The organism is Microcoleus sp. LEGE 07076 (assembly GCF_015207455.1).
Classification (GTDB): domain Bacteria; phylum Cyanobacteriota; class Cyanobacteriia; order Cyanobacteriales; family Microcoleaceae; genus Microcoleus.
In genome coordinates, this window is the sequence record NZ_JADEWV010000001.1 from 64,398 (window position 1) to 88,692 (window position 24,295).

General features: G+C 45.1%; 22 protein-coding genes. 15 read left to right on the forward strand and 7 right to left on the reverse strand.

What is annotated here, in order from left to right:
* The first annotated feature begins 130 nt into the window (after nt 1–130).
* A complete protein-coding gene (locus tag IQ270_RS30530) occupies nt 131–310 on the forward strand; it encodes a hypothetical protein (RefSeq protein WP_228055965.1) in 180 nt (59 codons plus the stop codon).
* A 454-nt stretch (nt 311–764) separates the two neighbouring features.
* Here the strand turns inward: IQ270_RS30530 and IQ270_RS00335 are convergent, their stop codons facing one another.
* Complete coding sequence (locus IQ270_RS00335; RefSeq protein ID WP_193970843.1) at nt 765–1,391, reverse strand: Uma2 family endonuclease; 627 nt, start codon at nt 1,389–1,391, stop codon at nt 765–767.
* Between the two features lie 359 nt (nt 1,392–1,750).
* Between IQ270_RS00335 and IQ270_RS00340 the strand changes: the two genes are divergently transcribed.
* The 5 genes from IQ270_RS00340 (at nt 1,751) to IQ270_RS00360 (ending at nt 9,123) form a co-directional block, all read left to right on the forward strand.
* The gene (locus IQ270_RS00340; RefSeq protein ID WP_193970845.1) at nt 1,751–4,309 is read left to right on the forward strand and encodes a sigma 54-interacting transcriptional regulator; all 2,559 of its coding nucleotides are present in this window, start codon (nt 1,751–1,753) and stop codon (nt 4,307–4,309) included.
* A 294-nt stretch (nt 4,310–4,603) separates the two neighbouring features.
* Nucleotides 4,604–4,981 carry a hypothetical protein gene (locus IQ270_RS00345; protein ID WP_228055966.1) on the forward strand — a complete coding sequence of 126 codons (378 nt, stop codon included), beginning with the start codon at nt 4,604–4,606 and terminating at the stop codon, nt 4,979–4,981.
* 122 nt (nt 4,982–5,103) lie between these two features.
* Nucleotides 5,104–5,379 (forward strand): hypothetical protein, encoded by a 276-nt coding sequence (locus tag IQ270_RS00350; protein WP_193970847.1) that lies wholly within the window; start codon nt 5,104–5,106, stop codon nt 5,377–5,379.
* 323 nt (nt 5,380–5,702) lie between these two features.
* Complete coding sequence (locus IQ270_RS00355; RefSeq protein ID WP_193970849.1) at nt 5,703–7,088, forward strand: TIGR03279 family radical SAM protein; 1,386 nt, start codon at nt 5,703–5,705, stop codon at nt 7,086–7,088.
* Between the two features lie 139 nt (nt 7,089–7,227).
* A complete protein-coding gene (locus IQ270_RS00360) occupies nt 7,228–9,123 on the forward strand; it encodes a TolC family protein (protein WP_193970851.1) in 1,896 nt (631 codons plus the stop codon).
* Between the two features lie 57 nt (nt 9,124–9,180).
* Here the strand turns inward: IQ270_RS00360 and IQ270_RS00365 are convergent, their stop codons facing one another.
* On the reverse strand, nt 9,181–9,405 hold the full coding sequence (locus IQ270_RS00365; RefSeq protein ID WP_193970853.1) for a hypothetical protein: 225 nt from the start codon (nt 9,403–9,405) through the stop codon (nt 9,181–9,183).
* A gap of 51 nt (nt 9,406–9,456) precedes the next feature.
* On the opposite strand from IQ270_RS00365, the gene IQ270_RS00370 reads away from it, so the two are divergent.
* A complete protein-coding gene (locus IQ270_RS00370; protein ID WP_193970855.1) occupies nt 9,457–9,753 on the forward strand; it encodes a 2Fe-2S iron-sulfur cluster-binding protein in 297 nt (98 codons plus the stop codon).
* Nucleotides 9,754–9,952: 199 nt separating this feature from the next.
* A complete protein-coding gene (gene psbM, locus IQ270_RS00375) occupies nt 9,953–10,066 on the forward strand; it encodes a photosystem II reaction center protein PsbM (RefSeq protein WP_193970859.1) in 114 nt (37 codons plus the stop codon).
* A 274-nt stretch (nt 10,067–10,340) separates the two neighbouring features.
* Here psbM and IQ270_RS00380 read toward each other — a convergent pair whose 3' ends face one another.
* Nucleotides 10,341–11,195 (reverse strand): universal stress protein, encoded by an 855-nt coding sequence (locus IQ270_RS00380; RefSeq protein ID WP_193970861.1) that lies wholly within the window; start codon nt 11,193–11,195, stop codon nt 10,341–10,343.
* Between the two features lie 144 nt (nt 11,196–11,339).
* Between IQ270_RS00380 and IQ270_RS00385 the strand changes: the two genes are divergently transcribed.
* The 4 genes from IQ270_RS00385 (at nt 11,340) to IQ270_RS00400 (ending at nt 17,322) form a co-directional block, all read left to right on the forward strand.
* Nucleotides 11,340–11,840, forward strand: coding sequence for a thioesterase family protein (locus tag IQ270_RS00385; protein ID WP_193970863.1), 501 nt, complete (start codon nt 11,340–11,342; stop codon nt 11,838–11,840).
* 188 nt (nt 11,841–12,028) lie between these two features.
* Nucleotides 12,029–13,114 (forward strand): DMT family transporter, encoded by a 1,086-nt coding sequence (locus IQ270_RS00390; RefSeq protein WP_193970865.1) that lies wholly within the window; start codon nt 12,029–12,031, stop codon nt 13,112–13,114.
* Nucleotides 13,115–14,287 carry an ATP-grasp domain-containing protein gene (locus tag IQ270_RS00395; protein WP_193970867.1) on the forward strand — a complete coding sequence of 391 codons (1,173 nt, stop codon included), beginning with the start codon at nt 13,115–13,117 and terminating at the stop codon, nt 14,285–14,287.
* 410 nt (nt 14,288–14,697) lie between these two features.
* Nucleotides 14,698–17,322 (forward strand): right-handed parallel beta-helix repeat-containing protein, encoded by a 2,625-nt coding sequence (locus IQ270_RS00400; RefSeq protein ID WP_193970869.1) that lies wholly within the window; start codon nt 14,698–14,700, stop codon nt 17,320–17,322.
* A gap of 185 nt (nt 17,323–17,507) precedes the next feature.
* Here the strand turns inward: IQ270_RS00400 and IQ270_RS00405 are convergent, their stop codons facing one another.
* The 4 genes from IQ270_RS00405 to IQ270_RS00420 all read right to left on the reverse strand — a co-directional run bounded on the left by IQ270_RS00405 (nt 17,508) and on the right by IQ270_RS00420 (nt 21,472).
* Nucleotides 17,508–18,413, reverse strand: coding sequence for a DUF6282 family protein (locus IQ270_RS00405; protein ID WP_228055967.1), 906 nt, complete (start codon nt 18,411–18,413; stop codon nt 17,508–17,510).
* Between the two features lie 479 nt (nt 18,414–18,892).
* Nucleotides 18,893–19,339 (reverse strand): SufE family protein, encoded by a 447-nt coding sequence (locus IQ270_RS00410; RefSeq protein WP_193970873.1) that lies wholly within the window; start codon nt 19,337–19,339, stop codon nt 18,893–18,895.
* Nucleotides 19,340–19,748: 409 nt separating this feature from the next.
* Nucleotides 19,749–20,309 carry an SgcJ/EcaC family oxidoreductase gene (locus IQ270_RS00415; protein WP_193970875.1) on the reverse strand — a complete coding sequence of 187 codons (561 nt, stop codon included), beginning with the start codon at nt 20,307–20,309 and terminating at the stop codon, nt 19,749–19,751.
* A gap of 800 nt (nt 20,310–21,109) precedes the next feature.
* Entirely contained in the window at nt 21,110–21,472 is a 363-nt protein-coding gene (locus tag IQ270_RS00420) for a hypothetical protein (RefSeq protein WP_193970877.1), read from the reverse strand.
* A 333-nt stretch (nt 21,473–21,805) separates the two neighbouring features.
* Here IQ270_RS00420 and IQ270_RS00425 point away from each other — a divergent pair, with 333 nt between their 5' ends.
* The 3 genes from IQ270_RS00425 (at nt 21,806) to IQ270_RS00435 (ending at nt 24,193) form a co-directional block, all read left to right on the forward strand.
* On the forward strand, nt 21,806–22,534 hold the full coding sequence (locus IQ270_RS00425) for a PleD family two-component system response regulator (protein ID WP_193970879.1): 729 nt from the start codon (nt 21,806–21,808) through the stop codon (nt 22,532–22,534).
* Between the two features lie 6 nt (nt 22,535–22,540).
* Entirely contained in the window at nt 22,541–23,149 is a 609-nt protein-coding gene (locus tag IQ270_RS00430) for an adenylate/guanylate cyclase domain-containing protein (protein WP_193970881.1), read from the forward strand.
* A gap of 108 nt (nt 23,150–23,257) precedes the next feature.
* Nucleotides 23,258–24,193, forward strand: coding sequence for a spermidine synthase (locus IQ270_RS00435; RefSeq protein WP_193970883.1), 936 nt, complete (start codon nt 23,258–23,260; stop codon nt 24,191–24,193).
* Nucleotides 24,194–24,295 lie beyond the last annotated feature (102 nt).

Sequence of the window (24,295 nt, forward strand, 5' to 3'; positions counted from 1 at the left end):
ATGCTGAATTTAGGTGACATCAAAAGGAGAGTAGCTATCAAAAAAAATAGCAGTATTTGGCAACGCTGGAGGCGGTAAATCCACTCTCAGCAAGAGATGATCGGACATCACTGGATTAGCGATTCACGTCTTGGACAAGATTAAATATCGCTCGGGTGGCGCTGAGGTTTCACAGGAAGACTACAAACGCGCCCATCAGGAAATTTTACAGACTGACAAATGGATTATTGACGGGTTTGGCTGCATGGAAACCCTCTGGCTGCGACTGGATGAGGCGGATACTCTGGTTTATGTCGATCTACCGCTATGAGTGCATTTTTGGTGGGTGAGGAAACGAACGATCTCGGGTTATTCTAAACCGCACGCTGGCAGGAAAACAGCCCAATATTAAAGAGTTCGATTAGCAGTTACCGCGTGCTTTGGTTGTGCGACAAATATTTGACCCCAAAATATCGCGAATATATCGATCGGGCGCAAAGTATCAAAAAAGTCGATCGTATGCGATCGACTCAACAGATTTCGCAATTTATTGAATCAGTTTAAAATCACATTAACTTTGAAGATAGTCCACCAGCCTAACGACTCAACTGAAGTAAATCTGTATGTTGGATTTGAACGGGACGTGGTATAGTTGCCGTTAATTATTGATGTAGCACCACAATTCGGCTTTCGCCGAGGCTAAGCGATGTCTACCGAAAAATTAGTTAACTGGCTCGAATCGAACACCGAATTAGGCATATTATCCCGCGAGATTTTACAGGCGATCACCCACCAGCCCTCAATACTTTTTCCGCCGTCAGTTTCAACTCAGGAAAAGTTGGAGAAACGATCGCCTGATTGCCTCGAAGCTTCTGAATTTCATACTCTCCATCCACTAGAGTACAGATCGAGAGGGTAGGCTGTTTGGGTTTTCCTATGTGTCGAGTACCCCCCAATCCTGCGTAGTCTGCAATCCAATATTCGGGGATGCCTAAAGCCGCATAGTCTTCAACCTTACGGGCATAATCGTTTTGCCAGTTGCTACTGACAACTTCCGCCACAAATTTAATCGAACTACCTAAAGTCAGGATCGACTGTTCAGACCAAAGCAGTTCTTTGGGAAGTTCCTCTCGATTGACAACTGCAATGTCAGGTCGAAATGCTGTCATACTACTATTAGAAGGGCGCAATAGTCCCCGCTGAAGGACAAACCAAGGCAAACCTATTCCGTCGATCTGAACACAGATTTTTGTGGTAATGAAGGCTGCAACTTCTTCATGCGGGCCTGTTGGTTCCAAATCAAACACCTCTCCATCGATCAGTTCATAGCGGTTATCGCCACCATAACGATCGAGAAACTCGTCAAAGCTGAGTGGCTTCTGTTGTATTGGTTGGTCGATCGCAATGGTCATAGGTCAACTTAGCCCAATCAATGCCTTCAGTCTACCAGAACCAATAGACTGGTTGGGTTATAAATTCAAAAAACTCTGAAGTCAAAAGCCCAGCAAGCCTTTTAGCGGTTATTGTCTCGAAGTTCCTGAAACTTAATGGTGACAAACTTTTCAGCGATTTTCTCCGTTAAATCCCCACAAGTCTAATCATTAGATCGAGGTCTAAAAGCGAAAAGCGAAGAGTGTCCTCCTCCCCTCTCACCGATACATTCAAGGAATTTAACAAACAATATCAAAAAACAATATAATTATTTCCAGGTTTCTGACCAGAACCAAATTTATTATCGATACTACGATTCTATTTTCGCCGAGGCTAAGCGATGTCTACCGAAAAATTAGTTAACTGGCTCGAATCGAACACCGAATTAGGCATATTATCCCGCGAGATTTTACAGGCGATCGCGCTGGAAATGTCCATGTCAACTTTTCCCGCGGGATTTCGAGTGGTAATCGAAGATACGCCCGTCACCAATCTCTACATCCTAGAAAGTGGACAAGCCGATCGCTACCGGCGCAAACAACCCGGTTTAATGTGGGGGAGTAGTTTGTTACCGGGGGCGATCGTCAATTTATCCGCCCTCCAACGATCGCAACCGGCAGACAGTCGAATTATTGCCCGTACAGAATGTCAATTTTGGGTAATTAGTGCCTCGCGCTGGCGCAGTTTGCTAGAAAAATATCCACGCATCACCGAAGCCTACGCTCAACGCTTGGCCACGAAATTAGAGCAGCTAGAATCAGAAATTGCCTACGAAAGAGAGCGTCAAAACGCCCTCCGCAGCTATCTAGTACCCAGGGCGAAACGCGGAGTAATTGGAAATAGCCGTTATGCAGTGAAATTGCGCCAACAAATTCGCACAGCATCGAGTGACAATCGATCGGTATTAATCTCTGGCGAACCTGGTTTAGAAAAAGATAATTTAGCAGCTTTAATTCATTTCGGTTCCCACCGCCGCAACGAGCCAGTTATTCAGATTAAAAGTGCCTTGCTGCAGGCTAATGGAGCAGAATTATTCGGGCGTTTGGGCGGCAAACCAGGATTGTTGGAATGGTTGGGCGAAGGGACGTTAATTTTCAATGACGTGCAAGAATTACCAGCTCAATTATGCCCCCAAATTCAGCAACTATTAACCGAAGGAACTTATACACTAGCAGTGAGAGAAGGACAAATACCACCGCCACCGCGTTCTACTAATGCCCGCATCATTTTAATCTCAGAAATTGTGCAGCCCAAGCTAGATAAGCTGACACAACACAAGATTAAAGTCCCATCCTTGCGGGTGCGAAAAACAGATTTAGAAGCACAAGTCAACTATTATCTCAATATCATTAGCCGCCAAAAGAAATTAGTCAAGCCCCAACTCACACCAGAAGCAATTCGCCGCTTGCAAGCCTACGATTTTCCAGGTAATTTGCAGGAATTGCAGGGAATGGTCGATCGCGCTTTAGTTCAAGCCCAGGGAAGTCAGGTACTAACCGAAGAAGTGTTTTGGGCCCAGGCGGCAAAAAAACAAAGATTTCGCCTGAATTTATTAAATATCTATCCTAAATTTAGGCAGTTTTTACGGAGCGATTGGTATCCCGATCGCGTGAATTATTGGTTTACCAGTTGGGTATTTGCCTTAGTAGTAATTATCCTATTTGTTGCCCCCCAAGATAGACAGCATAATTTTGCTCTCAACATCTTTTGGGCCTGGTGGTGGCCGTTAATTTTATTATTATTCCCGCTAGTCGGGCGATTGTGGTGTGCATTTTGCCCCTTTATGATTTATGGAGAAATCGTCCAAAAACTATCCCTGAAAATTTTTCCGCGAACTCTCAAAAAATGGCCGCGCCAATTAGCCGAAAAATGGGGTGGTTGGTTTCTATTCGGACTATTTACCCTAATCTTTCTCTGGGAAGAGTTGTGGAATTTAGAAAATACCGCCTATTTATCCAGTTGTTTGTTATTGCTGATTACGGCCGGCGCGATAATCTTTTCGCTAATTTTTGAAAGGCGGCTTTGGTGTCGGTATTTATGCCCGATCGGAGGCATGAATGGATTATTTGCTAAACTTTCAATCGTCGAACTGCGCGCCCAACAAGGAACCTGCGCGGCGGAATGCACCACCTACCAATGTTATAAAGGCGGCCCTGGCTTGGGGGAAGGATTAACCACTAATGGGTGTCCAATTTATTCCCATCCCGCCCAATTAACTGATAATAAAGATTGCGTCTTGTGCATGACTTGCTTAAAAGCTTGTCCCCATCGATCGGTAGAATTAAATGTGCGCCCTCCCGGAATCGAATTGTGGACAACCCACGTTCCTCACAGTTATGAAGTTGCCTTGTTATTTCTATTATTAGGCGGTATCTATCTCCATCGCTTACCGGAAATCGATAGTTTATTGGGGTTGGGTATCAATTTAGAGCAATTTTTACCTCACTTAGGAATGTCGCTCGCGGTGTTAATCATTCCGCCGCTGATTCCGTTAGTAGCTTACGCCGTCATGCAGGCAATTTACCGATTGGGACAAGCAAAAACTATCCCATTTACAACCTATAAACCTCTCTCATTTGTCTTTCTTGCCTATGGATATCTACCCCTAGTCTGGGGCGGTAGTTTGGCTCACTATTGGCGATTGGGTTTGCAGGAAGGCGGGCGATTGATTCCGGTAACTTTTGCCACTTTCGGACAAATTAGAGATGATTTGCCTAGTTTTGTAGGAGATCCAGCGGTGATTAGCTTTTTGCAAGGTTTTACTTTGATTATCTCATTGTTGGTGACGATATTTGTGACTCAAAAAATTGCTAAGCGATCGATTAAATCTTTGATTCCTCAGCATTTAGCGAGTTTGTGTCTGATGGTGAGTTTGTGGTATGCGATCGTGGGTAACTAATTTAACCATCATCAAGTTCGTAGTGCGGACTTTAGTCCACACTACAAACCGTCTCGATCGCTGGTAATCGACCGGACATGATATGATATGCCCATGCAAAGCAGTATGACATTGAGCAGCAAGCTTTCACCAATCTTGGCAGCAAGCAATGACCGGACAAACATTACCGCTTTTTCATCTGACCGGGAAGATTTAGAAAGTACATAGAACTTACGCACGAGAGGTCAGAAACCGGGTTTCTGGCAAAAACTCTGCAACAAAACCTATATTTTTCGTCAGAAACCCGGTTTCTCAATGCTTATTGAAAATGCTGAAATATTTAAGCTGAAACAAGCTATGTCAATACCGAGAAAAGGAACAAGAAAAATAATAGTTGATGGGGAGCCTTTCATCTGGCTCATCCGCAGACAACCTACTTATACACAAGAATGCTTTCATGGCGGAAATCTTCATGTTGCAGTCGATAGTGTCGCAAAACCGGGCTCCGTTTTAGTTATTATCACCGATCGACCCCATCCTCAAGGTTTGGTAAGCAAACAAGAAGTGAAACCAGTAACACCCTCTGATGTAGCACAATGGATACGGCAAGCAATACAACTCGGATGGCAGCCAATGCGATCGGGAATATGTTTTAATGTGCAGATTGCAGGGCAGTGCATGGAAAAAATATAATGCTTTATGCTGTTGCCCAACATCAAGCATTATATTAAAGCCTATTCAGTTGATTTGGTAAATGTAAACATCGTCTGAAAGTTAAAAGTGTATAATTAGGTTGACAACCACAGAGAACTGCGATGACTATTCTGAAACCCCGTTATAGCAAGCAAGAGTTTGCACGACTTGGCGATGAGATATACGATCGCATAGTGCGATCGCAAGTTGAGCCGAGTAACAAAGGTAAAATTGTGGCGATCGATATTGAGACAGGTGCATGGGAAATAGATAGTAAGGAGATAATTGCCTGTAGCCGACTCCGAACCAAGTACCCCACTGCTCAAATATGGATCGTGCGCGTTGGTTCAACCTATGTCCGTCGTTTTAGTGCAACTCGCATCCAAAAAGCAAAATGATTGCAGGAATAGTTAATAGCGACTATCAACCAATTATTCGCATATCAATAGAGTGACTATCAAAAAAATATAAAGTCTGACAAATTACTGCCCCGGATGCTGCTAAAAAAGTTGACAAAGGACGCTAATTGTGATAGTGATATTTACACATTCAAATATATAGTTATCGACGCACTCGAAATAAAGAAACCGGGTTTTTAACCGAGATAGAGGCTTTCAAGCAAGTATTTGGGTAAAAACCCGGTTTCGACGCACCCGTGCGTAAGTCCTAACAAAAATATGTCAAAAATCATTTATTAAATCTAAAAAATTATCGCGAACTTATGAGCGAATCCTCAATCAAACCAGCCCGAATTACCCAAGTTATCCCCGACAGCATCGCAGCCGAAATGGGATTTGAACCAGGAGATTCCATCGTCGCCGTCAACGGCCAAAAACCACGCGACTTGATCGACTATCAATTTCTGTGCGCCGACGAATTTCTGGAACTAGAAGTTTTAGATGGTAAGGGCAAAAGTCACAAGTTAGAAATAGAAAAAGATTATGACGAAGACTTGGGTGTTGAATTTGAAACTGCCCTCTTCGACGGACTAATTCAGTGTAACAATCGCTGCCCTTTTTGCTTTATCGACCAACAGCCTCCGGGAAAGCGGGAAACTTTGTATCTTAAGGATGATGACTACCGCCTCAGCTTTCTTTACGGCAGCTATTTGACTCTCTCCAATCTGACTCAAAAAGAATGGGACAGAATCGAACAGATGCGGCTTTCTCCTCTCTATGTTTCGGTGCACGCTACTGAACCGGAAGTGCGAATTCGGTTGCTGAAAAATTTAAGGGCGGGGAAGATTTTAGAACAGATTAAATGGTTTCAAGAGCGCCGCTTGCAAATTCACGCTCAAGTTGTGGTTTGTCCGGGAATTAATGATGGGGAACATTTGGAACGCACTTTGTTAGATTTGGCAAGGTTTCATACCGGAAATATCCCGGCTGTGGCATCGGTGGCGGTGGTGCCGGTGGGTTTAACTCGGTTTCGCCCTGCTGAAGATGAATTAATTGCAGTAACTGCGGAAAAAGCGCGGGAAGTTATCGCGCAAGTGCATCAAATTCAAGGGGTTTTGAGTCAGGGGAAAGCAGGCGGAAAAGCCAAAAAAAAGAATTCAAAATCGGGCTGTATTTGGCTGGCTGATGAATGGTTTTTAATCGCGGGTTTGGATTTGCCGTCGGCGGCTGATTACGAAGATTATCCCCAAATTGGTAACGGTGTGGGTTCGATTCGCCAGTTTATCGGGCAGTTTGAAACGGCTTTTGCTAAGCTGCAACTGCTGCCGGTGATTCCGCCGCGCGAGTTGGTTTGGGTGGTGGGAAATGCTGTTGAAAAGGCTTTTGAGCCGATCGTACAACAACTAAACCAAATTCCCGGCTTGTCCGTCAAGATGGTGGCACTGTGCAGCCGCTACTGGGGACAAAGTATCACCGTGACGGGTTTGCTCACCGGGCAAGATTTGCTGGAAGCTTTGCAAGGACACGACTTGGGAGATGGCATCTTGCTGCCGTCGGTGATGCTAAAACAGGGGGAACCGCGTTTTCTCGACGACATGACCGTAGAACAGCTCGCTAGCGAGCTGAAAACCCGGATTTTGCCGGTGAGCGGTGTAGAGGAACTAATCTCGGGGGCGATCGGTCTGGCAAATGCTGAGGTTGAATTCTAAATTTTGAATCCAACATTGAAAAGTTAAGATGAGTAGGGTAATTCTGACTTGTAACTGGAGAGTTCAGACTACAAACTGGAAAATTGAGACCTCAATCTTGCTCTAAAATTGTCTCTTGAATTGCAGTAATTAAAAAATTATGCGTGTTTTTCGTCAAATCATCGTGGTCGGAGTGGGCGCTGCAATTACTTTCAGCAACGCCGCACAGAATGCTTCGGCACAGCCCCCGGCTCAATCTCTCGACAGCTCGATCGGCTTGAACCAGCTCGAATTAGGGGAGAATGTTCGATCGACCTCGAACACTTCCTCAGAACCAGCTTCAGAACCCGAAGAATCGATCGCCCTCACCCCCCCAACCTCCGAGGCGGCTCCGCAAGGGGAAGCAAATATCGCAGCAACTGAGCCAACCAAGCCCGAGCAAGCATCAAAGCCCCAACAGGCTGCTCCGGCTTCCCCTTCAAATGCGCCTGCACAGAATCTGGCGCAGTCGGGAACGCCCGCAAATACAGTCTCTCAGCAGCCAATTCCGAGCGGCCCCAACAATGTTCCACTGCCGAATTTGCCAGCACCAACTCCCCGCGGCACTCCCACCGAAAGTTTCCCCCCTGTCACCCCGAAGGGCATTTTAGAAACCAATCCTCCGGCTTCCCTCGAACCCAACCCGAATCCGCTACAGTTTCCGACAAAGCCAGAGGATGTCAGGATCGAGCAAACTGAGTCAATTACCTTGCAGCAGGCGATCGATCTGGCCCGCCGCAACAGCCAAACTTTGCAAATCGCCCAAAAGCAAGTGGAACAAAGCCGATCGGCCGTGCGGGAACAGCAAGCCGCTCTTTATCCCGAACTGAATTTTCAAATGGACGCCAGCCGTTCTGTGACGGCCGGCGGAGAACTCGGAGTCCGGGCCGCACAGCGCCGCGTTGACTCTCAGGCGAGGCAAAGCGGGCAGCCCAGCACCAGTGTCGGGCAAAATTTAGGCAGCAACTCTCTCAACAACACTTTGCAGTTGAGCTACGATGTCGATTTGTTCGGCAGGCGGCGCGCTAACATCCGCGCGGCAGAGGAACAGTTGCGGCTTCGGGAACTGGACTTGGAACGCCAAGCCGAGCAACTCCGCTTCGACACTGCTGAGGCTTACTACAACTTGCAAAACTCGGACGGACAAGTTGCCATCCGCCAAGCTTCGGTGAGAAATGCCCAGCAAAGTTTGCGGGATGCCGAAGCTTTGGAACGGGCGGGGGTGGGAACCCGGTTTGCGGTGTTGCAGGCTCAGGCAAATTTGGCTAACGAACAGCAGCAACTGTCAGTGGCCCGCCGCGACCAGCGGGTGGCTCAGCGCCGTCTGGCCGAGATTTTGAATATCAGCCAGTCGGCTAACTTGACGGCGGCTGACCCGATCGAACAAGCGGGCTCTTGGCGGCTGTCTTTGGAAGAAAGTATTGTCCAGGCTGTTAAGAACCGCCCCGAGTTGGAACAGCAGTTGGTGCAGAGGGATATCAGCAAGCAGCAGAGGCGATCGATTTTGGCGGGGCGTTTGCCTCAACTGAGCGTCGGGGCTGCCTACAACGTGCTGGGGCAAGACCCTGACGACCCGAACCCGTTTGCTACTCGCGGCTGGGCGGACGGCTATTCGGTGCGGGCGAGTCTGACTTGGAATATCTTCGACGGGGGCGCGGCAAACGCCCGGGCCAAACAGCGGGAGGCTGATATGACGATCGCTGAAACTCGCTTCGACCAACTCCGCAACCAAGTGCGCCGGGAAGTTGAACAAGCTTATTATGGCTTGGAGTCGAGTTTTGAGAATATCGAAACTTCTGAGGCGGGGGTTTTGCAGGCGAGAGAAGCTCTGCGTTTGGCGAGACTGCGGTTTCAAGCTGGCGTGGGTACTCAGACGGATGTGATTCAGGCGGAAACTGATTTGACTAGGGCTGAGAGAAACCGATTGTCGGCAATTATCACCTACAACCAGGGGCTTTCGTCTCTGCAGCGGGCTGTGAGCAATCTTCCTACTAATAACCTCTCTGATACTCCTTGATGCCAGTTTCCCAAACAAAAAAATTCAACTGTAGCTCAACTCCACACCCGTATCTCGTCAGAACTCCCCCGGCATCCCCGGAATCGTTGCGGGGACGAAACAGCCGTTTCCGGTTCCCCCCTCCAACGCGGGCGATCGAAGCGCGATCGCAATCTGTAACTGCGTTTGACCTGGTTGTTGACAGGGTTTGGGTGGGGCGATTCCCGAACCGGGATAGCTGCGATCGGGCGCACCTCGAATCGCCAAGGCAATTAGACAAGGGGTATTAAACGTCCTACACATTAGTTAATATTTTGTAATAGAGTTCCATATCAACTGCGTTAAGGATCGGCAATGGCTAATATCAAGTTTGTCAAGGAAAATCAGGAAGTCATCGCAGCAGACGGAGCCAATTTGCGGCTCAAAGCTCTAGAAAACCGGATCGATTTGTACACCTTTTCGGGAAAGATGATGAATTGCGGGGGCTACGGTCAATGCGGTACCTGCATTGTGGAAATTGTCGAGGGAAGTGAAAATCTGTCGCCCCGCACTGACTTTGAGAACCGCAAGCTCAAGAAAAAGCCCGAAAACTATCGGTTGCCTTGTCAAACTACCGTCAACGGCCCAGTCAGCGTGAAGACTAAGCCGTAGCTGCCGGTGGGAAGGGAGCCGAAAAGCATGGGCCAAACAGAGCAAAAGGAAATCAAAATTCTTGGATTCTGAATTTTGATTTTTTCACCTATTCAACTGTCTAGTGCTGCCTTCTGCGACATTCGAGTTTTCCTTTTGCCTTTGAGTGCTATGCTAGTTGTGTGTGTTTTCCTATTTTTTGACAGAGGCGGGGGTCTTTATGGAAGTTAACGATTTAGGGTTTGTGGCAACCATTCTGTTTGTATTGGTTCCCAGCGTTTTTCTCATCATTCTGTACATTCAAACAGCTAGCCGTCAAGGTGGAAAAGAATAATAGCAATTGCTGCTATTTTTGTCTGGCTTTGCTAGTTGCAAAAAAAGCGCCAACAGCTATTGCTGCGGCGCTTTTTTGGTGGCGTGTTGAGTTTTTGTGGCTAACTAGGGCTTGCTGAATAAATCTTCGAGCGATCGAGTAACGGCAGGTGCAAGGCTCCCCGACACTCCTGGATGCAGATAACTTCAAGAATTGAGAAGAAAAGAAGTAGGGTGCGTCAGCTATAAATCTCAAATCTACGCTCCGCACCCTACTGCTGGCGGGCGATGAAAGTTTAGCCGACGACTGTGCGGGCTAGCAAGACGGGACAGTTGGCGTAGACTCGCACGTAGTCTGAGAGGGAATTTCCTAAAAGTCGATCGAGATCCAGAAAGTTTTTAGCAACATTGGGCCGCCGATCCGGGGAACCGATTACTAATAAATCGGCATTCACCTCGTCTGCAATCCGACAAATTTCTTCCCCGGGCTTGCCTGTGGCACTGATGCAGCGGTAGCTAACTCCCATTTGTTTTGCCAGTGCTACTGCAGGAGCTAATACCGGGTCTTTTTCAGCAGTTGCTGTTAAATCTTCGGTGGATTTTCCCGTCAAATCTTTGGTGACGTGTACTAGAATTATCTGTCCGCCGCTAACTTCTTTGACAAAAGATAGGGCTAGTTCTAAGGATTGTTTTGCGGATTCGGATTTATCGAGGGCGACCATGACGCGCCTGATTTTTTTGACGTAGATGTCGTCTTTTACTAATAACATCGGTCTGGATGTTAGCTGGAAAACGTACTGGCTGACTGAGTTTTCCAAAATCGATTGCAGCCGTCCCAATCCCCGGGAACCCATAATCACTAAGTCGGATTTTTCTTCTTCTGCGACTTGGCAAACTGTGGTTTTTGGGTCTCCCTGTTTCAGCCGGGGATTGACTTTGCTGGGATCTATTTTTAAAGACTGGACTGCTTGTGCTAAAATCTTACCTCCTTCTTCCAACTTGTCGGCCATGCCGTCGGATGTTACTTGGGGCGGCACGACGTGCAAGACGGTGACAGAGGTTTGTTGCATGGCAGGGATGTCCATCAACATATTAAACATTTCTTCGCACAAGCCCCGACCGGCGACGGCTACTAAAATTTTTTCTATCATGGTTTTTGGCAGTAAAAAACAGTTGAGTTTTCTTGTGTGACCCTCTCGCTAGGGCGTTGGTACTCTAGTGGCTTAATGTCAAGCATAAGCTTGAAGTTTGCTTTATGATTTGTAGAAATGTAGCGTTTTGGAACAATTTGTAACGTGTTAGAGAACGATCGAACTCAAGCAGAACTCGCAGCGGCTGGTGCTATTCAAAATCGGTCTGGAATGGACTCTGAGGGCTGGTTTGAATATTTGGTGCGAGTCTACCCTCACCATACTGACTACTCAGGTATGGTTTGGCACGGGACTTATCTGGCTTGGATGGAGGAAGCGCGGGTGGAAAGTTTGCGCTCTCTGGGCATTGAGTATGCAGAGTGGGTGGCGCAGGGTTTGGAATTGCCCGTGGTGCAGCTTTCGCTGCGCTACCACCGCTCTGTAAAAATGGGTCAATTGGTGGCTATCAGAACGCGGATGGCTGCGAGCGAGGGTGTGCGGCTGCTTTGGGATTACGAAATTCGATCGCCCGATACTCAGGAGTTATACGTGACGGCGCAGGTAACTTTGGTTGGTGTCGATCGGGACAAGGGCAAGATTATCCGGCAATTGCCGCCGGCGCTGAAGGAGGCTTTGACCAGGCTTTCTGTTAAACCTTCAACCTAAGCTGCTGTCAATTATCAAACATATAGTCCTGCACGGGTCGCCAGAAACCTGGTTTTTTGTACCAAACTTCTTGACAGCCTTCGCTCCCGACCGAAAACCCGGTTTCTCGAATCAGAAGTGGGTAATTTCTGACAGGGTTTTGGCATTCTTCTAATTTATATCTTCAGCCTTCGCGGGAACTTGAAATAATGTCAAAAAATCTGAAATCGCCCGATATAAATATTGATAAGCAGCCCAATGTATTGGAGGATAATGAGTTAATATCTGCGTTATCAACTGAAGAAAAAAGTATTGTTTCGGGAAATCAGGACAATTTAAACAACGGTGAATTAGCTGAAAGTCAAGGTAAAATTTGGGCGATCGGAACGCTGTCGGCGGCGCTGCTGGCGGTGTCGCTGGCCGCCATTTTTATTAGGTTGAGCGAACGGGAAATCAGCCCGAATGCTACGGTTTTTAACCGCTTGTGGATAGCAACTGCGGTATTTGGACTGTGGAACGGTGCAAAAGAAGCGCGCCGCCGAATGTCTGGGGCTGAGGTTGATGAAGGGCGATCGGGCTACACTCTGCGCGATGTGATGCTACTAACAGCCGTCGGCGTGGTTTCTTCTGCTTCGCTGGGTTTCTGGGCTTGGTCGCTGAGTCAAACTAATGTCGCTAATTCTACTGTACTCCGCAACTTAACTCCTTTATTTACTACTTTGGGGGGATGGCTGCTGTTGGGACGGCGTTTTGACAGCAGGTTTTTGCTGGGACTGGTGGTGGCTTTGTCTGGTGGAATTGCGATCGGCATAGACGACTTGCAAACAGCGGGAGACAACTTTGCCGGGGACATTGCTGCTATGTTATCAGCAATGTTTTACGCAGCAAATCTGCTGATTGCGGAACATTTGCGAACCAAGTTCCCGGCGACAATTATATTGATGTGGCGCTGTTTTATTGGCAGCATCTTGGTTTTGCCGCTAGTTTTGCTGGCGGGCGATCGAGTTTTCCCTTATTCTTGGCAAGGATGGCTGGCAGTAATTGCTTTAGCCGTGATTTGCCAAGCTTTCGGCCAAGGACTTCTCATCCACAGTCTCGGAAGTTTGTCATCGGGATTTGTCGCCATTTTTCTGCTGTTAGAACCCGTAATTACGGCGATTATTGCCGGGATGCTGTTTTCGGAAAAATTGAGCTTGTTTAATTGGTTCGCTTTCTCTGTAGTTTTGGCTGGAATATATTTGGCAACATCTAGTAGTTCTGCCGATCGCAAATCACACAAAAAGGAAAAAAATTAAATGGTTGCAACATCAAATAGCAATAGCTGGCATTACGATTTTAGTCTGCTGCCTCAATATTTAGACCGGCTGTTTGCTAAACTGCGGATCGCTGTAGTGTTCGGCGGCGACTGCGATCGCCCCGGTTCCGTGATTTACAAAACTCACAATCCCCGCTCTTGGAAGAGTTACGAAATCGTCGCCCGCGAGATTGCTAAAGCATTAACAGAAATTGGCTTCCAACACGTGTATGTCATCCCTGATGACATGAATCTTCCCGAACAGCTCAAACAACAAAAAATTCATTTAGTGTGGCTAAATACGGGCGGAGTCCAGGGCTACAATCCTGTTTGTCACACTCCCGCCTTGTTGGAAATGTTGGGAATGCCTTATATCGGTCACAATCCTTTAAACAGTTCAACTTTAGATAACAAACACGCTTTCAAACGGGAACTGCAATCAGTCGGAATTCAAACCGCTCCGTTTATGACTTGGCATCCTTCTCAAGGAATTTTGCAGCCAAATTTGCCGGAGCGTTTTTCGATTGCTTTCGGCGAGTATCGAGGGCCGTTTGTCGTTAAACCAGTATCCGGACGCGCTTCGCTGCACGTTCATTTTGTAGACAAGATTGAGGGTTTGTCTCAGGCAGTTTCGGAAGTTCACCAAGCAACTCACAATACTGCTTTAATTGAAAAATATTTGCCGGGACGAGAATTTTGTGTAGCGGTTTGCGGCTATGTTACTTATGCTAAAGGCTGTTTTACTAAAAATGCGAAACCCTTTGCTTTTTCCACGGTGGAACGAGTTTTGGAGTCTGATGAACTCATCTTTACTTCTATGGATAAAAAAGCGATTACGGCCGATCGCGGACGATTGATGGGCGCGGAAGAACCTGAACTCAAACAGCAGTTAATTGATTTAGCTCGCAAAATCTATTGGGAGTTTAGTTTGAACAGTTTGGTGCGAATTGATGTCCGCAGCGATGGCGATGGAGAACTTTATGTTTTGGAAGCGAATCCGAAACCGGATCTCAAATATCCAGGGAAAAATGTCACGAGTTTGGTTGCTTTGGGTTTGGCGGAATACGGGATGAGTTATAACGATTTAATTTTTAGTTTGCTGGCGGATAGGTTGGATTATTTGTTGACTCAACATATCGAGATTATTCCTCATATTGTGGATTTGCTCGATTAATTGAACTTTGGCCAAACATTTTTTAAGCTGGGGCGATGCACTCTTGCAGTCAAATTTATTGGCAATCTACTGTTTGACTATTCAGCCTCCAATCCCCCCGCAGCGCCGTAATCGTTGCGGGGGAAGATATTTAAATCAAGCCCTACTCCGCTTCAACCAGGATGAGCAGTGGGTATGCGAAGGAGATCGAGACAGGGAGATAAATGATAGATACAAAGGTTTTTAGGCGATTTTTAACACGAATACAATGCCAACCTTACCAATTGAGTTTTTGTAAATAAATATAAATTACCTGGCCAAGTAAACACAGGCTCACAAGTTGTGATAGCCTTGAGTAAGATAGCAACTGGCTGTCAATTTTTGGCAGCAAGCATCAGGGTAACTCAATTTATATCGATTAGATAAACCAAATGGAAGCATTACTTTTATTAATAGGATTTGGAGGCGGGGCGTTAGTCTGCTGGCTAATTTTGAATAAGCGAAATTCGCGAAATGTGGTGCGGATGCAGGGCTCGCAGGAGGCTATATCGAAGTTGGCGTCGCAGTTGGATGCCAGAACTTCGGAATTGCGGCAAAAGGCGGAGAATGAAAATCAGCTAAATTCGGAATTGTCCCAGTTGCAAATTCGGTTGGAAAATGTGACGGGCGAGCAAGAATTCTTAAACAATCAAGTGTCGGAATTGGAAGGATTTTTGGGAGGAATTGCTCAGGAGCGATCGCAAGTTGATGCTTTGATTGCTGATTTGCAGTTTCAGTTAGAAAGCGCTCACCAAGCTCAGTCGCAGTTACCGCAACTGGGCGAACTTCAAGATCGGTTAGAAATTGCACAGCAGGAGCGATCGCAGCTTAACGCTCAAATCCTGGAAATGCAAGCAGAGCGAGAGGCGCTGGATGCAGAGAGCGCTCTATTTCGCGATCGGCTGTCTGAATTGGAAAGTCAGTTGGAAACAGCCAGTCAAGGCAAATTGCAGCTACAGTACCAGTTGTCGGAAATTCAAATTAAGTTCGATCGCTCAATTCAAGAGCGCGAGCAACTTCACTCTCAACTGTCGAGCTTGCAATCTCAACTAGAATTAATCGAAACAGAGCGATCGCAATTTACCTCTCAATTGTCCGAGTTTCAAGCCCAAATTGCCAACGCCAATGCACAAATCCAAGCGCTCAACTCTCAATTAGAAACTGCTCTCCAACAACAAAATCAACCGCAACCTGAATTATTAGAACTAGAAACACAATTAGAATCTGCTAATCGGGATAAAATGCAGTTGCAAAATCAATTCTCTGAGATGCAAAGTCAATCAGATACCGTTGTTCGCGAGCGAGAACAACTGCTGTCCCAGTTGTCAGAATTGCAGGCTCAAATAAATCGCAGCGACGCAGATAAATCGCAACTTCAATCTCAATTATCGGAACTGCAAGCTCAATTAGAAACCTCCAACACTGAGCGATCGCAACTAACTTTTCAACAGTCAGAATTCCAAACTCAAATCGACACAGCAAACCACAATCAAAATCAACTGCAATCTCAAATATCCGAGTTACAAACTCAGCTTGAGTGCGCCTCTCAAATTCGCTCAGAATTGGCATCGCAACTAACTTTTCAACAGTCAGAATTCCAAGCTCAAATCGACACAGCAAACCACAATCAAAATCAACTGCAATCTCAAATATCCGAGTTACAAACTCAGCTTGAGTGCGCCTCTCAAATTCGCTCAGAATTGGCATCGCAACTAACTTTTCAACAGTCAGAATTCCAAACTCAAATCGACACAGCAAACCACAATCAAAATCAACTGCAATCTCAAATATCCGAGTTACAAACTCAGCTTGAGTGCGCCTCTCAAATTCGCTCAGAATTGGCATCGCAACTAACTTTTCAACAGTCAGAATTCCAAACTCAAATCGACACAGCCAACCACAATCAAAATCAACTGCAATCTCAAATATCCGAGTTACAAACTCAGCTAGAAAATGGCGAACAAATTCGCTCAGAATTAGAATCGCAGCTTGCCGCTCAACAGTCAGAATTCCAAAATCAAATCGACACAGCCAACCACAATCAAAATCAACTCCAATCTCAAATATCCGAGTTACAAACTCAGCTTGAGTGCGCCTCTCAAATTCGCTCAGAATTAGAATCGCAGCTTGCCGCTCAACAGTCGGAATTCCAAAATCAAATCGACACAGCCAACCAAAATCAAAATCAACTGCCATCTCAAATATCCGAGTTACAAACTCAGCTAGAAACAGTCAATCCAGAACGTTTGAATCTAAAATCGCAAATTGATGAAAAGGACGATCGAGAAGTTCCCAAGGCTGAATTAGTAGAGCCAATAAAAGCATCAACTTCAGAACCAGAAGTTGAAGAAAGTAAAGAATTTGTTGTTTGCCAAAAAGGTCAAGGCGATCATACTACTATTAGCGAAGCTGTAAAAAATGCGGTTTCTGGTACGCGCATTTACGTACAGCCCGGTTTGTATCGAGAAAGTCTAATTATCGACAAATTTGTGGAAATTATCGGCAGCACAGAAGCGGGTAGCGTGACTGTTGAAAGCACCGACTCAAGCTGCATTCAAATGCAAACAGACAGCGCTTTAGTGCGAGGTTTAACGCTGATTGCAACGGGAAAATATTATGCGGTAGATATTCGTAAAGGCGAGTTAATTGTAGAAGACTGCGATATCACTTCTGCCAACTATTCTGTGGTGGTAATTTGCGGGCCAGACGCTAATTCGGTAATCCGCCGCTGTCAAATTCACGATGGAATATGGAACGGGATTTTTATCTCGGATAATGGCAAAGCAACGGTAGAAGATTGCAATATTTATGATAATGGCAGTTTGGGAATCGGTGTCGGATTGGGAGGAAAATTGAGCGTGCGCCGCTGTCGGATTAATGGTAATGAAGGTGAGGCGATCGTAGTTTACCGAGATGGCATTGCTACAGTGGATGATTGCGATTTAACGGGCAATGGTGGGGGTGCTTGGCGGATTGCAGATAACGGATACGTGCGCGGCAAAAACAATCAAGAATAGAAGAAGTCAGTAGTCATTAGTCATTAGTCATTAGTCATTAGTCAGTAGTCAGTAGTCATTAGTCATTAGTTATTAGTTATTAGTTATTGGTTGCTGCTAACAAATAACTAATAACAAATAACAAATAACAACAGTCAACAGCCAACAGCCAACAGCTAAAAGTCAACAGCTAACAATTCCCAATTCTAAATTCCTAACAAGCGAGCGGGATTTTGCTTCATCATTAAATCAATTTCAGGTTGAGAAATACCTTCACCAATCAACTTTTTGACAAATAATTTGTAACCTTCCGTAGGTAAAGGATCGGGTTTTCTTCCCAAATCTGTACTCAGAACAAAATGCTCCGCTCCGATTAGTTTAATCGCTGCTACCATCTGATTAATTGAAACGTGATGCCAGTTTCTGTGTCCCTCGTCTGCGGCATTTTCTCCCATCAAATCGTTAACAAATGCTAGTTCTAGAAAAGCTCCCATTTGGGCTGCTGTTTGCAGATTTTCTAGGGACAAACCGGGTACATCGGCCATTGCGTGGGTAATCAGGATGTTTTTAATGTTGAGAAGGTTGGCTTCAGCTACAACTGCCATCACTTCTTCTGAGGAAATATGACCAGTTTCCAACACTAAATTATCTCTAGCTACAATCTTGAGTACGGCTGCAGTTTCCGGTAAAATTTTGCCGTTTTCTGCTACTTTAATCCCGATTCCAGACTTGTGAAAAACCTTTAAATGATTGGCAGCATCAACTGTTGGCAGCCACACTACTTTACCGTATTTGCGGCCGATGCGGTGCATTGCTTCTACAGCGTCGGGATTGATGCCTCCTGCAGAATGATTGAGAACTACTCCCCCGAAAACTTGGATTTCTGGTACTATTTTATTAACCAAAACTGCCCGCGCTGCCGTGCTGCCATAGTGATTTTTTAAGACAACTGCTTTCATGTGCGCGCTGGCGGCAAATTTAGCTACCTCAAAATCATCTAACCTACGGGGAATCACATCAGGAGAAGAATGGATGTGAAAGTCGATCGCACTTTCAATGATACTTTTTTGTGAATCAGCAAACTGCGGATATCCCACAGAATATACTGGCAAAGAAAAGGCAAACCAACTTATCAAAAACGCAGCTGTTATTACTAATAATTTTAAGGTCAAAAATCGGAATAAATTCATTAGTTTATATCTATCTAACCCAATAGCATTTCAAGAACAGGCTCTCCGGCCTGTTCCACAAAAATGGAATTTTCTTGTGGGCCGTTGCTCCTAGCCCGCCCATATAAAGGCCAGCTTAAATAAAAGACTTAACCGCTGGTACATCAAACTCAGGAATGAGGGCGCAGTATTCAGTTTGTACAGGAATTGACCGATTAAGGGCGATCGTACGCATTTCTTCTCGCGTCGAAACCGTACTGAATGCTGGCAGCAGCAATACTGGATTGCCCTGTCCTCGGGTTTCGTAAATAACTTTGATTTGCGTTTGTTTCCAGTTCCAGAGATATTCTTGAAGTTTCGGGGGATAGTTGCTAAATTAGTTGCGGTTAAATTTGTCGTCTGAGTCACGGCTTTTTTTCCTGTTAATTTGCTTCAGCTTGCGCTCTCAATTCGCAAGCCAGTGCCTTATTTTTCATCATTTGAAATATGTTGTAAAAGCCGTTAGCGCGGGAAGGTGTCAGGCTGACATTCAATCCCGTATCTTGAATGAAATCAGGAGTGATATTGACAATTTCAGCAGGAGTTAATCCGCTCAAACCTTCCACTAGCAAGCCAACTAATCCTTTGACTAACTGAGCGTCAGAATCGCCTTGATACAAAACTTTTCCGTCGGTCAAATTTGCGGTAATATAAACTTGCGATACGCAGCCAGAAACTTTGTTTTCTGGGAGTTTATCGCTTTCGGTAAATGCTGGGAGTCGCTTGGCATACCACAGCAGTTGTTCGTAGCGCTGTTTTGGATCGGAGTGTCGCTGAAAGCGCTGGACGATTTTAGCTAGGGCTGGGGGTAGCGCGGTATTTGCGGACATGATTTCGAGTAGCGGTTGAATTTGCTAATATTGTATATTTCATTGTAGCAGCCTAGCAGCAAGTGCGATCGATCGCCTAGTTTTTTGCTAAAATTATTGGTTGTAGTTGGTAGATTGGCTAAAAAACCCGGTTTCTTTGATATTTTTTTTAAGGAACCGCAGAGGGCGCAGAGGGCGCAGAGAGAGGGAAAGAAAAGAAAGTAAAAAGATGGGTTTCAAATATGACTCTATTTTCTTTAGTTTTGTTTGAGAAATATCTATCAACCCAATACTCAGGAATGTATTTTTGCCCGCCGCTGAAACCCGCACTGTACTGTTGGCGACGGTCGAAAACTGTCCTGAGTATTTTACTTTCTGATTTAATTAATAACTATTTAATCTCTATTAAAAAATTCAGAAAAAATGCTAACTAATCAACGGCAGCCTTCAAGTTTTTAGGAGGCTGAGGAATCGCAGAAGAATGATGTTCAACAATCATCCATTTACCGTCATTACCCTTAGCGTAAACAAAGGTATATCGGGCGGGTACCACAGTTTTTTTGTTGTTTTTAGTTCGATAAGTGAAAGTGTAGTAACCGCTATTAATTGCCACATTATCGTAGACTCTAATCACTGGTTTATAGCCTTCGGCCTTCAATTCAGGCAGTTTGGCAAATACTTCAAAATAATCCCTAATTTCCTGCGAAGTATCTCGCTTTTGTTTAGAGACTGTCGCCCAAAGCAGAGCATTGGGACTGTATAATTTCACAACTTCGTCAACAACATTTGGTTTCCCCGATGTCACCGTATCTATCCATTTTTGTGTGGCGGCTGCAACTTCTTTTTTACTGTCTTCGGGATTGGCGGTAGTAATTTTTTGTGAATTGTTGGCGGCATCTGGTTTCGGTGAAGTGGCAGCCGTTGGGGGCTGCTTGGCACAGCCAGATGCTAAAAGTAGGGTAACTAACAGAGAAAAGACTTGAGCTTTCATGGTTTTTGGCTGGTTGCTTGAGAAATTAAGTTTTAGGCATAAAACTTATTTACCATAGGATTTTACCCTAAATCATTACCTAATTCTACTCTACAAAGTGAATTTGCTAAAAATTTTGCTCAAAAATCGAGTTTTTCAGGCAGCTTTACTCGTAAATTTAGATATCCTATTAACAGTTGCTTTTTCAGTTTTTTTTGAGGCTGTCCTAATGAGTTATACTAAATTTTGGCAATGATTTCTGCACCGAGGCGCTGCTGTTAATCAGCTCTCGAATTGCTATGTTAGATTGATGTGATTTTTTTTGTAGAAACTCCTGAAAAAGTCTGAGATGCTGATATTTTAGCTCGGGTTTTTGGTGTAGAAGCGATCGTTTTATAAAAGATCGATCGAGCTACTGCTCAAATTAAACAAATTCTCGCTAAAAAGTAGAGTGTGTTGCGGAAACTTCCAGGAGTAACTCATCGCTAAAACCCAAGTTTCTCTAGGAACTGTTCCATAAACATTGGTAATTATATTGCGGGCAAGAGCGGTAGAAGCCACAAAAAGCAGACCCGATTTTTAAAGCTACAAAATTTATATAAATTATGGAAGAAATTGACGGCAATTTATATCAGTCCGGGATGCAAAAACCCGATTTTTTCACGTAATTTGGTCATATACGATCGCGACAATGAGAAACCGGGTTTTTTTTGTCTAGTGCGTCCAGGACTGTTGATAACACTGAGAAAGCTAAAGGTACTCAAAATCGCGCAGCGGAAACCTGGTTTTTGAGCCTGACTCCCAATGCTATCAGACCGCCCTCAAGTTAGATCCAGAGGCGGCAAACCCCGCAACTGTCGCAGCGAGTTGATGCACAACTGACAGTCGCAGCCAAACAACGCCACCGCTGCATCGCTTTCTTCTTCCGTAAAATCCAGCATCGCCACGGGTTCTTCATTCGGGCGCTGCCAACTGATTCTTGGTTTAGAATTAGCAGCAGCAGCTTTGCGTGGAAGGCGGACGCAAGTCAGACGCTGAGTGTGGGGCGATCGCGCGCAGCGGGGTGAATCAGCCGATTGGCTTGGTGTTTCGCCAATTTGAGCGGGATTGGCGATCGCGCTCAAAGACATCACAGATCCAAACAGCGTCGGACTTACCAGTAAAGTGAGGAGCAATCGATTCATTTGTCGTCCTTAAGAACTTCAACGTACACAGTAGCCGATTATCTGTGGCAATTCAACAATATTTTAGTCGGACATAACTACATTTTGCCCTGATTAAGGCTTAAAAGCCAAATATTTGCCACCTCAACCTCGAATAATTGTCCGGGTATTGTAAATATTAGCAACCAGCATTTTCTGATAAGTATCATCTTCGCTCCCCTGTTTAAGATTTGTTGCAATTTGACTAAGTTTAGTTTCCCAGCGCAATAAAAATATCCAATGCGGGTAAAATAATTTCAGCAATGACAACTTCAAGCAGCGAACAAGTTTACCTCAGAAACCAGGTGTGGAGTGATGAGTACAGTTTTAGTGGTGGAAGATTCCCGCAGCCAGCGAGAGTGCATTTCGCATCAGTTGAGATGCAGCGGATTGAATGTAATTCAAGCATCTGACGGTGTGGAAGCACTGGATCGAGTTGAGCGGAGTTACCCGGATTTAGTATTATTGGATATCGTGATGCCTCGCATGGACGGCTACGGCGTTTGCCGTTTAATTAAAGCCAATCCCGAAACTCGGAATATACCAGTAATATTTTTAACCGGGAAGGGACAGCAGTTAGCTTTTTTTTCCAGGGCGATCGATCGCGCCGAGGCTTATGTTAGCAAACCTTGGCAGCCCAGAGAACTTTTGGAGACCATCAAAAAAGTGTTGCTAAATGCCAATATCAAGTTCGATCGAGCTTCGGCGGACGCTTGGACGGAATACGGAATTTTAAACTTAAATACGGTCGAACTCTATCAAAGTCGCGCCGATGCTTGGACAAAATATTTCGCCCAAATTCTTAAATTGTACGAATCGAGTTTGGCTGCTTTCGAGCAAGCTTTGGCAATGGAACCGAGTCACTCGAATGCCAACAAGTATCGAAATCGAGTTCAGAAAATACGGGCAATTTTGATTAAAAAATTAGAGAAAACTCAACCTTGCAAAGTCTGCGATTATTATTACGGTAAGGACAGTATCAATTGTGCGGTGCATCCCGCTGGTCGCCCTCAAGAACTGTGTCGCGATTGGGAATTTAATTAAAATACAATGAAAACAAATAACCGCGCTTATTTGCAAAAGTTACTGCAACAAAGAAACGAACGTCCCGAAAAAGCCGCAGAAATTGATGCGGAAATAAATGCCACTTTCTGCCAAAATCACGCAATTTTGGTAATCGATATGTCGGGATTTTCGCGAACGACAGTCCGCTACGGAATCATTCATTTTCTGGCGATGATTCACCGAATGCAGGCAATTGTCAAACCGATAATTGCCGAATGCGGAGGCCGTGTCGTTAAGGAAGAAGCAGACAATATTTTTGCAGTGTTTCCTAATGTAAAATCTGCTGTGGAATCTGCGATCGACTCTCTGAAACAAACGGCGGCCCTCAACACGACTCTGCCACCGGAAATGGATATTTACCTCTGCATTGGGATTGGTAGCGGCGATGTTTTGATGCTGGAAGGAGAGGATATGTACGGATCGGAATTTAATCTGGCATCGAAGCTGGGAGAGGATTTGGCCCAACGGGGAGAGATTTTGCTCACCTCCTCCGCGTTTGAAAATTTGGAAGGTGACAAGCAAGAGTGGGAAAAAGTTGATTTTTCGATTTCGGGTTTGGAGTTAGTGACTTACAAGCGCGTACAGCCTGCTTAATCAAACTAAAGAAACCGGGTTTTTTGTTGAATATGCCGACTGCGAAGCAGAATTTTTGTAAAAAACCCGGTTTCTGACTGCCCGTGTGTGCCATAAAAATTAAAATTAATGATTGACCAACAAAAAAACTGGCAAACTCTCAATTTAGGGAATATTCAACAGCGGCTGGCTTGGGTGCAACAACAGCCGGATGGAGTGATTTTTTGCCAAGAGTCGGGAGTTCACTATGTTACAGTTAAGAAAGATAAAAATAAAATTAAATTCTCTTTGGTAGAGAAAGTGAATTTGCATACAGATTTATTGCAATCTGTCATCGACCTCAACAATCCCCTGCATTTAGTTTCTGAATATACCCAAGCGATGATGTTGGGTTTAGTTTGGCAAAATCAACCTAAAAAAGTTTATATAGCTGGGTTTGGCGGTGCCAGAATTCCGTTAGTCCTGCACCATTATTTGCCGGAAATTGTTATAGAATGTGCTGATGTAGACCCGATCGCGATTTCAGCAGCCACAAAGTGTTTTGGAGTGCAGTTTGACAGCCGACTCAGCGTCACAATCCAGGATGGGAGAGAATATCTAGAACAGCAAAATCCAGATATTAAGTACGATATAATTATGACCGACGTGTTTTGTGGCAACGGTTACTCTCCGCACCGGCTGGCTACCAAAGAATTTTATCAACTCTGCGAAAAACACTTGTCAAGCGAGGGAGTTGTGCTGGTAAATCTGCTGCAAAGAGATGAGTTTTTTGCCGAAAAGGTGAAGACTTTTCAAAGCGTGTTTTCTCAGGTGTACGTGTCTCCTTGGAAGGACATTAACAGTGTTTTGATTGGGACTAACGGCCCTATTTTAGAGAAAGAAGACATTGTTTCCAGAGCAAAATATTTGCAAGATGGGCATGAATTTTCGTTTTCCTTAATCGATAGGGCGATCGATATTAGAGTAGGTTCAGAATTAGCTGAAATTATACCTAATTTAGATAAAGCTCAAGTTTTGCATGACGATTCGCCGCCTGTTGGTTATTTTGATTCTTGGTTGCTTTGATGGCATAAAAATTAAGGTCGATCGATCGCGATTAACAGCCGGAGAGGGTTTGCAGGCTTTCTTATCTTTATGTAACTGTTTCATTTTCCGTAGGCAAACCGG